Source organism: Segatella baroniae DSM 16972 = JCM 13447 (genome assembly GCF_000426585.1).
Taxonomy (GTDB): Bacteria; Bacteroidota; Bacteroidia; order Bacteroidales; family Bacteroidaceae; genus Prevotella; species Prevotella baroniae.
Genome location: NZ_AUFQ01000003.1, coordinates 269,908 through 282,279, shown reverse-complemented (window position 1 = coordinate 282,279; position 12,372 = coordinate 269,908). Strand labels below are relative to the sequence as shown.

10 protein-coding genes are annotated in these 12,372 nt (G+C 51.3%); all 10 read left to right on the top strand.

Features of this window, described 5'->3' with window-relative positions:
* Nucleotides 1–56 precede the first annotated feature (56 nt).
* The 10 genes from K334_RS0104225 to K334_RS0104180 all read left to right on the top strand — a co-directional run bounded on the left by K334_RS0104225 (nt 57) and on the right by K334_RS0104180 (nt 12,372).
* Complete coding sequence (locus tag K334_RS0104225) at nt 57–608, top strand: 30S ribosomal protein S16 (protein WP_025880415.1); 552 nt, start codon at nt 57–59, stop codon at nt 606–608.
* A gap of 265 nt (nt 609–873) precedes the next feature.
* A complete protein-coding gene (locus K334_RS0104220) occupies nt 874–1,869 on the top strand; it encodes an AAA family ATPase (RefSeq protein WP_025880416.1) in 996 nt (331 codons plus the stop codon).
* Entirely contained in the window at nt 1,869–2,738 is an 870-nt protein-coding gene (locus K334_RS0104215) for a DUF58 domain-containing protein (RefSeq protein ID WP_025880417.1), read from the top strand. Before K334_RS0104220 ends, K334_RS0104215 begins: the two co-directional genes overlap by 1 nt.
* An 11-nt stretch (nt 2,739–2,749) precedes the next feature.
* On the top strand, nt 2,750–3,814 hold the full coding sequence (locus K334_RS0104210; RefSeq protein ID WP_036889935.1) for a BatD family protein: 1,065 nt from the start codon (nt 2,750–2,752) through the stop codon (nt 3,812–3,814).
* 20 nt (nt 3,815–3,834) lie between these two features.
* The gene (locus tag K334_RS0104205) at nt 3,835–4,833 is read left to right on the top strand and encodes a vWA domain-containing protein (RefSeq protein WP_025880419.1); all 999 of its coding nucleotides are present in this window, start codon (nt 3,835–3,837) and stop codon (nt 4,831–4,833) included.
* 11 nt (nt 4,834–4,844) lie between these two features.
* The gene (locus tag K334_RS0104200; protein ID WP_025880421.1) at nt 4,845–6,539 is read left to right on the top strand and encodes a VWA domain-containing protein; all 1,695 of its coding nucleotides are present in this window, start codon (nt 4,845–4,847) and stop codon (nt 6,537–6,539) included.
* 33 nt (nt 6,540–6,572) lie between these two features.
* A complete protein-coding gene (locus K334_RS0104195; RefSeq protein WP_027444562.1) occupies nt 6,573–9,158 on the top strand; it encodes a BatD family protein in 2,586 nt (861 codons plus the stop codon).
* A gap of 12 nt (nt 9,159–9,170) precedes the next feature.
* On the top strand, nt 9,171–9,866 hold the full coding sequence (locus K334_RS0104190; RefSeq protein WP_021588512.1) for a phosphatase PAP2 family protein: 696 nt from the start codon (nt 9,171–9,173) through the stop codon (nt 9,864–9,866).
* 28 nt (nt 9,867–9,894) lie between these two features.
* Nucleotides 9,895–11,151, top strand: a complete 1,257-nt coding sequence (locus K334_RS0104185) for an S-adenosylmethionine:tRNA ribosyltransferase-isomerase (protein WP_027444561.1) — start codon at nt 9,895–9,897, stop codon at nt 11,149–11,151.
* Between the two features lie 21 nt (nt 11,152–11,172).
* Nucleotides 11,173–12,372, top strand: a complete 1,200-nt coding sequence (locus K334_RS0104180; protein ID WP_025880423.1) for a DUF2027 domain-containing protein — start codon at nt 11,173–11,175, stop codon at nt 12,370–12,372.

Sequence of the window (12,372 nt, the reverse complement as noted above, 5' to 3'; positions counted from 1 at the left end):
GCACCGCCGTTACGAGTTGATGGCATTAATTCAAACCTAATTTAAATAAAAAAGAAATGGCAACAAAGATCAGATTGCAGCGCGGCGGTCGTAAAGGCTATGCTTTCTATAGCATTGTAATCGCTGACGCAAGAGCACCACGTGATGGTAAGTTTACTGAGAAGATTGGTTCTTACAACCCTAACACCAATCCGGCTACTGTAGATTTGAATTTCGATCGTGCACTCTATTGGGTGGAAACCGGCGCACAGCCGACGGATACGGTTCGCAACATCCTTAAGGACAAAGGCGTTTACCTGATGAAGCATCTCCGTGGAGGTGTGAAGAAAGGTGCTTTTGACGAAGCTGCCGCCCAGAAGAAATTCGACGCATGGAAAGATGCAAAGGAGAAGGGTGCCCAGGTGGTTCGTGAACAAGAGGCTAAGGCTAAGAAGGACGCTATGAACGCAGAACTCGCAGCCGAAAAGAAGATTAACGAAGAAATAGCAAAGAAGGTGGCCGACAAGAAGGCTGCCGAAGCAGCTGCCAAGGCTGAGGCTGAAGCAGCACAGGCTACAGAAGAGAATGCAGCGGAAGCTCCAGCAGAAGAGGCTCCGGCAGAGGCTTAATCTTCAAGACTTTGGAATCCTAACAATGAGGGGTGGTTGCTTGGCAATCATCCCTCTGCTTTTTCATGCAGGAGGAGTATGGGTCGAAGGGTGCATGGGGCTTGTTTGTGGGTTTTTCTGTGTGGGTTGCCATGGTGCTGAAAGTTTCTTAAAATAGCTTGGCAGGCTCCCCTTTTTAATATAATTTAGTCACTTATCTTATAGACTTCTTTCTAATTATTGTAATTTTGCGTCTAAATAAAAACGATACAAATAAAATATAATTATGGCAGAAGCTGTAGATATACGTGAGTTGAATATTCGTATAGAACAACAAAGTGGGTTTGTGACCAACCTTGTCCAAGGGATGGACAAGGTGATTGTCGGACAGAAGCATTTGGTCGATTCGCTGCTGATTTCATTGTTGAGCGATGGACACATACTTTTGGAAGGTGTCCCCGGACTGGCCAAGACATTGGCAATCAAGACTCTTGCGCAGTTGATAGACGCGGATTTCAGCCGCATTCAGTTCACGCCGGACCTCTTGCCTGCCGATGTGACGGGTACAATGATTTATTCGCAGAAAGATGAGAAGTTCTTGGTAAAGAAGGGACCGGTGTTTGCCAACTTCCTATTGGCGGATGAAATCAACCGTGCGCCGGCAAAGGTGCAAAGTGCTTTGCTTGAAGCGATGCAAGAACATCAGGTGACCATCGGCGAACAAACGTTCGATTTGCCGAAACCTTTCTTGGTGATGGCTACCCAAAACCCGATAGAGCAGGAAGGAACTTACCCCTTGCCCGAGGCTCAGGTAGACCGTTTCATGTTGAAGGTGGTCATCGGCTATCCGACTTTGGAAGAGGAAAAGCAGATCATTCGTGAGAACTTGAATGGAGCATTGCCAACAGTAACGCCCGTCACCTCTTCGGAAGAGATTCTTCGTGCCCGTGAGATTGTCAACCAAGTGTATATAGATGAAAAGATAGCGCAATACATCGCAGACCTTGTCTTTGCAACTCGATACCCGGAACGATATGGCTTGGCAGAGCTGAAAGACCTGATTACGTTTGGAGGCAGCCCTCGTGCCAGTATAAATTTGGCAAAGGCAAGCCGTGCCTATGCCTTTATCAAGCACAGAGGATATGTCGTTCCGGAAGATGTAAGGGCAGTTGCCCATGACGTATTGCGCCACAGAATCGGATTGAGCTACGAAGCCGAGGCAAGCAATGTCTCCTCGGAAGAAATCGTATCTAAAATAATAAATAAGGTAGAGGTGCCTTGATGGAAACGTCGGATCTTTTAAAGAAAGTCAGGAAAATAGAAATCAAGACTCGCGGTTTGAGCCAAAATATCTTTGCAGGGCAATATCATTCCGCGTTTAAAGGGCGAGGTATGGCATTTTCCGAAGTGCGTGAATACCAGTTCGGAGATGACATTAGGGATATCGACTGGAATGTGACGGCTCGTTTCCATCGTCCTTACATCAAGGTGTTTGAAGAAGAACGCGAGCTGACCTCTATGCTGCTGATTGATGTCAGCGGGTCGCTTGAGTTCGGAACGGTAAGGCAGATGAAGCGCGATATGATAGTGGAAATCGCTGCGACCATTGCTTTCAGTGCCATCCAAAATAATGACAAGATTGGTGTTATTTTCTTTTCGGATAAGATTGAGAAATATATACCGCCCAAAAAGGGACGTAAGCATATCCTGTTCATTATCCGGGAATTGCTCGACTTTAAACCAGAAAGCAAGAAGACGGATGTAGGAACGTCCGTAGAGTTTCTGACCCGGATGCTCAAAAGGCGTTGCACTGTATTCTTGTTGAGTGACTTTTATGACTGGCAGGACTTCTCCAAGCAGATGCAGATAGCCAACCGGAAGCATGACATGATTGCGATTCAGGTCTATGACCGGAGCGCGAAAATGTTACCGGACGTGGGCTTGATGAAAGTTTGTGACGCGGAAACCGGACATGAGATGATTATTGACACCAGTTCGAAGAAGTTGCGACATGCCCATACGCACTATTGGATGGAACGGCAGGACTATTTGGAACAGACTTTCCGTAAGAGTCAGGTTGACTGGACTTCAATAGCAACGGATGACGACTACGTGAAGGCCCTGATGATGTTGTTTAAGAAAAGAGCATAGACGCATTGTTCATGAAGAGAATATTTACAATATTGCTGATATCTTTGGCTTTCTTGACCGTCTGTGCGCAGGTGCAGGTTGAACAAAGAATAGATTCTGTCCAAGTATTTATTGGACAGCAAGTCGACATGACGCTTAGCGTCACGGCGCCAAAGGGGGCGAAGGTGGTGTTCCCTAAATTGGAAAAGCAACATTACTTGGTCCCAGGCTTGGAGATCGTCGACAAGAAAGGCGACACGGCAAATGTAGATGGACAGGTCAGAACAAGTCAAATCTACACGCTGACGAGTTTTGACGAGCATTTATATCCGATTCCCGCCTTGACGGTAAAGGTGAATGGGAAACCGTATCAAGGTTCTACTTTGGCTTTGAAAGTGCTTACCGTTGATGTTGACACTTTGCATCCAAATCAGTTTTTCCCTCCCAAGGACGTACAGGACAATCCTTTTCTGGCGTCAGAATGGACGCTGCCATTTCTGTTGAGCATTCTCTTGCTATTCATCTGTGGAGTAACACTTTATCTATGGATGAGACTTAAGCAAAACAAACCAATCATAGCACGTGTCAGAATCGTGCGCCATATCCCCGCACACCAGAAGGCTTTGGATTCGATAGAGAAGATAAAGTCGGATAAACTGATCACTTCTGAAAATCAGAAAGTATATTATACCCAGCTGACCGACGTGCTGCGAAAGTATATTCAGGAGCGTTTCGGCTTTAATGCCATGGAAATGACGAGCTCGGAAATCATCTACAGCCTGCAACAGGCGGGTGACCGGAAGATGATCGACGAGCTGAAGGAATTGTTCGCTACAGCTGACTTGGTGAAATTCGCCAAGTATTCTACGTTGATCAATGAGAATGACTTGAATCTGGTGAATGCCGTCAACTTTATAGATCAGACCAAACAGGATGTTCAGCCTACGGAAGAACGAGTCGTTCCTGAGCTGAGTTCAGACGAACAGAAAGTAAGGAAGAACAGGGTCACGATAAAAACCTTGTTATATGTATCTGCGGGCTTGATCATTTGTATTCTATTGGCCATTTGCTGGTGTCTGTTTCTGGTGCTGGGCTAATGTAATAAAGGGATAGAAAAGTGGAATTTGCAAATAAGGAATACTTCTTACTGCTTCTTTTGCTGATACCTTATATCTTATGGTATTTTATTTATCGAAAGAAGAGCGAACCGACGATGCGGCTAAGCGACACTTATGCCTATCGCTTCGGCTATAAGAGCTGGCGCATGCGCATCATCAACCTGCCAATGCTTTTGCGTTGCATCACTTTTGTCTTGGTGGTTATCGTGATGGCACGCCCCCAGACACGCAATTCATGGGATAACCGGTCGGTGGAAGGCATTGATATCATGTTGGCAATGGACGTCTCCACGTCGATGTTGGCCGAGGACTTGAAACCCAATCGGATTGAGGCTGCAAAAGCGGTCGCCACCGAGTTCATCTCCGACCGCCCCGACGACAACATCGGTTTGACGATTTTCGCGGGCGAAGCATTCACGCAGTGCCCCATGACGACCGACCATTCGTCTTTGGTCAACATGTTGCAGGGTGTCCGTACCGACATTGCGGCAAGGGGACTGATCAGTGACGGGACGGCCGTGGGTATGGGTTTGGCCAATGCGGTGAGCCGTCTTAAAAACTCGAAGGCAAAGAGCAAGGTTGTCATTCTGCTGACTGACGGAAGCAACAACATGGGCGACATTTCCCCGATGACGGCTGCGCAAATCGCAAAAAGCCTGGGTATCCGTGTCTATACGATAGGTGTCGGCACGAACAAGGTAGCTCCCTATCCAATGCCCGTTGCCGGTGGAGTCCAGTATGTGAATATTCCTGTAGAGATAGACACCAAGACGTTGAGTGACATCGCGGCAACGACAGACGGAAATTTCTATCGGGCAACGAACAATCGGCAGTTGAAGCAGATTTATAAAGATATAGACAAGTTGGAGAAAACAAAGATGAATGTGAAGACGTTCTCCAAACGCTATGAAGCCTATCAGCCATTCGCTTTGTTGGCACTTGTCACATTGTTGTTGGAAATAGTGTTGCGTTTTACTGTTTTAAGACGCATTCCTTAATTCGTTATGACATGCTAAGATTTGAAAATCCGATATATTTCTGGCTCTTACTGGTTGTTCCCGTATTGTTGGTCATCTATTTTCTCGCTTGGAGACAGCGACGAAAGAAGATGCGTAAGTTGGGCGACCCCGCTTTGTTGGAGCAGCTAATGCCCGATGTTTCCAGGTTTCGGCCACTCGTCAAGTTTCTCCTTTTGCTTCTTGCGCTTGTGGTTTTGGTCTGCATGTTGGCGCGTCCGCAGATGGGAACGAAGATCAGTCATGAGAAACGTTCGGGCATTGAAACCATCATAGCCTTGGATATCAGCAATTCGATGATGGCAGAAGACGTCCAGCCCTCTCGCTTGGCAAAGGGCAAGCTGCTGGTCGAGAATCTTGTAGACCACTTCACCAACGACCGAATCGGCTTGGTCGTGTTTGCCGGCGACGCCTTCGTCCAGTTGCCCATCACGAGCGATTATGTTTCGGCGAAGATGTTTTTGCAAAACATAGACCCCTCCCTGATTCAATTGCAAGGCACCGACCTGGCCAGGGCCATCAAGCTGTCGGCTTCCAGTTTCACGCAACAGGACAAAGTGGGGAAGGCCATCATCATCATCACCGATGGCGAAGACCATGAAGGCGGAGCCATGCAGGCGGCCAAAGACGCTCATCAAAAAGGAATGAACGTGTTTGTCCTGGGTGTCGGCAACCCCAAAGGCGCTCCTATTCCCGATGGACAGGGAGGCTATATCAGGGATAATGCCGGCCAAACGGTCATGTCCGCCTTGAATGAAGACATGTGCCGGCAGATTGCGCAGGCCGGCAACGGGATATACATTCATGTCGACAACACGAACAAGGCACAGGAACAGCTGAACGACGAGCTGACGAAACTCCAAAACGGACAGACTTCCAGCGTTGTCTATAGCGAGTACAATGAGCAGTTTCAGGCTTTCGGACTCATCTTGATACTCCTGCTTGTGTTGGAGATTTGTATCATGGACAGTCGCAACCCTTTGATAAAGCGGATCCATTTGTTTGGAAAGCGTTTTGGAATGTTGGCCCTGTTCGCCGTCATAGGCTTTGTTTCCGTCCACGCACAGACGGACAGGCATTATATCCGCTCGGGCAATCGTCTTTTTCATCAACAGAATTATGCCAAGGCCGAGGTGGAATACAGGAAGGCTCTGTCGAAGAATGGCGCGAATCCGCAGGCCCTCTATAATTTGGGGTGTGCCTTGACAATGCAGCAAAAGGATTCTCTGGCCAACGTCTATTATGAGAAAGCCGGACGGTTGGAGACTTCCAAACTTCGCAAGGCGCAGTCGTATCACAATATCGGCGTGCTCTTTCAGCGTCATCAGATGTATGGCGAGGCCATAGAAGCCTACAAGGAGGCGCTTCGGAACAATCCGGCCGACAACGAGACGCGCTATAATCTTGCGCTCTGCAAGCACTTGCAGAAGAAACAACCGCCCAAAAAGCAGCCGCAGAACAAGCAGGATGACAAGAAAGAGAAGGACAAAAACAAGGATAATCAAAAGGATAAGCAAGATAAAAACAAGCAAAACCAGCAACAAAACAAGCCTTCTCAAGAAAAAATGAGCAAGGAGAATGCCGAGCAGTTGCTGAATGCCGCCATGCAGGAGGAGCAGAATACCCAGCAGCGGCTCAAGAAAGCCATGTCGGCCCCACGCTCTCGCAGGCTTTTAAAGAACTGGTAATCGTTCGTTGTTGGTTTAAGAAACGGTTTTGTTATGAGGTCTTATTGCAAATACTATAGCCTATTGGCCCTTTTCATCTTGTTTGGAGTGGGCTTCGTATCGGCACAATCCATATCCGTGTCGGCCCCTTCGAGGGTTTCCGCGGGCGAGAATTTTCGATTGTCGTACACCATCAACACGGATGACGTAGACGACTTCAGGGTTGGAAACATCCCGAATGGTCTCGAAGTGATAGCCGGTCCCTATACATCGCAGCAGTCCAGCTACCAAATGGTCAATGGGCATACCTCCAGCTCGTCGTCCATCACATTCACTTATACGCTCTTTGCCAACAAAAACGGCACCTACACCATTCCCGAAGCCCACGCTGTCGTGAAAGGAAAGCGTGTCAATTCGCGCGCGGTCAAGATTGTCGTGGCCGGTCATGCGCAAACGAATGGCGGTGCCCCCGGGATGCACAACGACGCTGGTTCTCCGCGTGTGCGCGACGCAGGCTCCACCATTTCCGGCAACGACCTGTTCATCAAGGTGAGTGCCAACAAGAAGCGGGTGCATGAACAAGAGCCGATTCTGCTCACCTACAAGGTCTATACATTGGTAGAACTCACGCAGCTGGAAGGCAAAATGCCCGACCTGACGGGGTTCCATACGCAGGAGATCAAGCTGCCTCAGCAGAAGAGCTTTCATGTGGAGACCGTCAATGGGCGTCCTTACCGCTGCGTCACATGGAGCCAGTATGTGATGTATCCCCAGATGACCGGCAAGTTGAAGATTCCGAGCATTACCTTCAAAGGCATTGTGGTGCAGCAGAACCGGAACGTGAACCCCTTTGAGGCATTCTTCAACGGCGGTTCGGGCTATATCGAGGTGAAACGCAACATCGAAGCACCCGGCATGACGATTCAGGTGGACCCCTTGCCTGGCAGACCGGCCAACTTCTCCGGTGGAGTGGGGAAGTTTAACATTTCCGCTTCATTGAACAAGACCGAAGTGAAAGCCGGCGAACCGCTCCAACTGCGTGTCGTTGTCGGAGGCGCGGGCAACCTGAAGCTAATCAAGCAGCCCACCATTGCTTTTCCAAAGGACTTTGACAAATACGACCCCAAGGTGACCGACAAGACGAAGTTGACGGCCAACGGACTGGAAGGCAACATGGTCTACGATTATCTGGCCGTGCCCCAGAACCAGGGACGCTATGTCATTCCCCCCGTGGCGCTTGTCTATTACGACACGTCGGCCAACAGCTATCGGACGGTGAAGACGCAGTCCTTTACCATCAATGTCGCTCCGGGCGACGGCAAGACGGATCGTGTGGCCGATTTCATGACCAACAAGGACAATGATATTCGTGGAATCCACCAGACCGACATGTCGCAGCATGCCTTGAACGATTTCTTCTTCGGCTCGGTGGGCTACATCTTGGCCAACGTGTTGCCGTTTGTGGCTTTCGTCATTCTGCTGATCGTCTTCCGTCGGCGTGCCATCGACAATGCCGATATGGTGAAGCTCCGTGGCAGGAAGGCCAGCAAGATGGCCACCCGTCGGCTGCGCAAGGCCAACCGGCTGATGTTGGAAGGGCGGCAGAACGAGTTCTATGACGAAGTGTTGCATGCCCTGTGGGGATATATGGGCGACAAGCTGAACATGCCTGTGGAGCAGTTGTCGCGCGACAACATCACGGAAACCCTGGCCAAGCATGCTGTAGATACTGAAACCATCGAATTGTTTGTGACAGCCATCGACGAATGTGAATTTGAACGCTATGCGCCCGGAGACGCGGCCGGCAACATGAACCGCACGTTCGAGAGCGCGATGACCGCCATTATGAGAATAGAAGAAGTGATGAAACGTCGTAGGAAAACGTCTCGGGCCGCTGTCGTCCGACTTTTCCTTTCCCTTTCGCTGCTCTCGGTCGGCATGCCGGGGTGGGCGCTGACCCGCCAGAATGCCGATGCGGAGTACAAGAAGGGCAACTATCAGCAAGCCATCAAAGACTACGAAACCCTTTTGAAGTCGGGCGTCAGCAGCGAACTCTATTACAATCTGGGCAACGCCTACTATCGCACGGACAACATCACGAAGGCCGTTCTCAATTACGAGCGCGCCCTCATGCTGAATCCGGCCGACAGGGACATTCGTTTCAACCTCCAGTTTGCCCGCAGCAAGACCATCGACAAGATTGTTCCGGCCGATGAGATGTTCTTCGTCACCTGGTACAAGGCCGTTGTCAACAGTGCCAGTGTCGACCGTTGGGCTTCCATTGCCGTGTTCTCCATCTGCGCGGTATTGGTCTTGCTGCTGGTCTATCTGTTCGGTTCACGAGCCGTTTACCGCAAAGTGGGCTTTTTCGGGGCCTGTTTCTTTTTCATGCTTTTCCTGTTGGGCAACCTCTTTGCCTGGCAACAGAAGTCGCAATACGACAACCGCACCGGCGCCATCGTCGTCAGTTCGTCCGTGTCGGTCAAGGCAACGCCGGGCAAGTCGGCTTCCGAGGCTTTCATCCTGCATGAAGGCACGCGCGTGGAAGTTGTCGACAAGACGTTGCCGGGCTGGCGGGCCGTCCAGACAGGAGACGGCCGCAGCGGGTGGGTTCTTGTGGGGACGTTGGAGGAAATCTAATCGATTTGCATTTTGGATTTGTCTGCAATTATAGAGTTTGACAAGCAATTGCTCCTGCAAATCAATGGCAGCGATTCGCTTTTCCTGGACGGCGTGATGACGATGCTCACGTCGGGCTGGTTCTGGGCTCCGTTGTATCTGGCATTTTTCTATGTGGTTGTCAAGAACAACGACACGATGGCCCAGATCATGCTGACCGTCGGCGGGGCGCTTCTCTGCATCCTGATTGCCGGCGGTGTGACGGAGGGAATCGTCAAGCCGCTTGTCGGCCGCCTTCGGCCATGCAACGACTTGTCCATCAAGTATCTTGTCGACACCGTTTCGGGCGTGTCGGACAAGAACTTCAGCTTTTTCTCGGCCCATGCCGCCAACCTTTGTTCCCTGGCAACGTTCTTCAGCCTGCTGATGCGCGACTGGCGGCTCTCCATCGGCCTGGGACTGTGGGCCGCGGTCTCGTGCTACACGCGCCTCTATCTGGGCATGCACTATCCGTCCGACATTCTGGTTGGAATCATTTTCGGCCTCTCGGTGGGCTGTTTTTCCTATCGGTTGTACCTTTATGTCTACAACCGGATGATTCCGCGTGCCGGTTTTGTGTCGACGCAATATACTTCTTCAGGCTACAGTCTGGCCGACATCGACGTCATTCTCACCGTGATGGCATTCCTGTTCGTGCTTTCGGTTTTCTATTCGCTCTGCCATCTTTGAGCGTCGCAGTCCTATTTTTTTTGTAATCATGGAAACAAGACATATTCATATCAGTGATTTTGACTATCCTTTGGCCGACGACCGCATCGCGAAATATCCCATGGCGGAGCGCGACCACAGCAAGTTGCTGGTCTATAATCGGGGCAAGCTTTCCGACGACCTGTTCTTCCAACTGCCTCGTTACCTGCCTCAAGGGGCCTTGATGGTCTTCAACAACACGCGCGTCATCCAGGCGCGGATGCACTTCCGCAAGGAAACCGGGGCCTTGATAGAGGTCTTTCTGATGGAGCCGGCTGCCCCGACGGATTATGAACAGATGTTCCAGACCAGCGGACAGTGCTCGTGGCTGTGCATGATCGGCAATCTGAAGAAGTGGAAAGAGGGCCAACTCAAGCGCGAGTTCGAAATCAAAGGCCGTCGGCTGACGCTCTGCGCCCGGCGCAATGTGGCTCAAGACGAGGCGCTCGGGAGCAGGTTGGGCACCAACTATTGGGTCGATTTCAGTTGGGACAACGCCCAGGTGAGCTTTGCCGAGATACTCGAAGCTGTGGGCGAGCTGCCCATTCCGCCTTATTTGAACCGCGAAACGCAGGAGAGCGACAAGGTGACTTACCAGACGGTCTACTCCAAAGTGAAGGGAAGCGTGGCCGCTCCCACGGCCGGACTGCACTTCACCGACAACGTTTTGGCCGCGCTCGACCGGTGCGGAATCGACCGCGAGGAAGTCACCCTGCATGTCGGTGCCGGCACATTCAAGCCCGTGAAGTCTGAAGAAATCGACGGACACCGGATGCACACGGAGTTCATCTGCGTCCACCGGCACAGTTTGGAAAAGCTGTTGCGACACGAATGCCGCACCATCGCCGTCGGCACGACGAGCGTCCGCACCCTCGAGAGTCTCTATTACATGGGCGTCTACCTGGAGAAGCACCCCCAGGCGCAAGAGGAAGAACTGCATGTTAATCAGTGGGTGCCCTACGAAGATGGGCGCGATGGCCGCCTGGTCGACGGCATTGGTCCCGTCCGTGCCATTCGGAATATCGTGGATTGGCTCGACCGCAATGGGCTTGAGGCCCTTCACAGCAGCACGCAGATCATCATTGCGCCGGGCTACGAATACAAGATCGTCACGATGCTGATAACCAATTTCCACCAGCCCAAGAGCACGTTGCTCCTTTTGGTCAGCGCTTTCGTCAAGGGAGATTGGCGCAAAATCTACGATTACGCCTTGTCACATGACTTCCGTTTTCTGAGTTATGGCGACAGTTCTTTGCTCATTCCATAAATTCCAATCTGCAATAATTATATGAAAATAGGTGATCAAGTAAGATTCCTCAGCGAAACGGGTGGCGGAAAGGTTGCCGGTTTCCAAGGTAAGAATATCGTGTTGGTGGAAGATGGGGACGGTTTTCAGATTCCCACGCCCATCAACGAGGTCGTGGTTGTCAATACGGACGACTACAGTACTTCCCGAATCGTCGAAAGCAAGTTGGGCAAGCCGCAGCCAAGCGACGCGCCCGCGTTGGGCGACGACCGGCGCAGCGTGAAGGCCATGCTGCATGACGGGACCGAAGAGATGGCTCTGGAAGTGGACGACGACCCTTCCGACCGTGAAATCGCTTTCCAACGGCCCGCGCAGGAGCGCAAGGGAGGCAACGCGCTCTCGGCCTATCTGGCCTTTGTGCCCGTCGATGTCAAGGAGGTTGCCAACACGCGGTTCGAGACCTATCTCGTCAACGACAGCAATTACAGTTTCCATTACACCTACCTGGTGGCCGAAGGGAACAGCTGGACACTTCGTGCGCATGGCGAACTCGAACCCAACACCAAGCTTTTCATCGAGGAGTTTGGCCGCGACGTGCTCAATGAACTGGGCAAGGTGGCCGTGCAGATGATAGCTTACAAGACGGATAAGAGCTTCATCCTCAAGCCATTGCTCGAAGCCCAGTTCCGCATCGACCCCGTCAAGTTCTACAAGTTGCATACGTTCCAGCCCAACGAGTTCTTCGAGCAGCCCGCGTTGCTCTACGACATTGTTGTGAACGACGTACCGGCCAAGCCGCTGGTCATCGACGCCAAGCTCCTCAAGCAGCAGATGTTCGCGCCCAACGTGCCCGATGCGCCCGACGAATCGTCGGCTTCCGACGCCGACACCTACGTCCGTCGCTATGACCAACCTGGCAAGAAGGGCGACCCGTTTACCACGAAAAGGCGCGACGGCGACGACATCGTTGTCGTCGACCTGCATGCCGAGGCCCTGCTCGACTCCATGGCAGGCATGCAGCCGATTGACATTCTGAACTATCAGTTGAAGAAGTTCAGGGAGACATTGGCCGCCCATGCCGACAGGAAAGGGCAGAAAATCGTCTTCATCCACGGCAAGGGCGAGGGCGTCTTGCGCCATGCCATCATCAACGACCTGCATTATCGCTACAAGCAATATGTTTATCAAGACGCCTCTTTCCGCGAGTATGGATATGGGGCCACACAAGTAACCATTAAATAA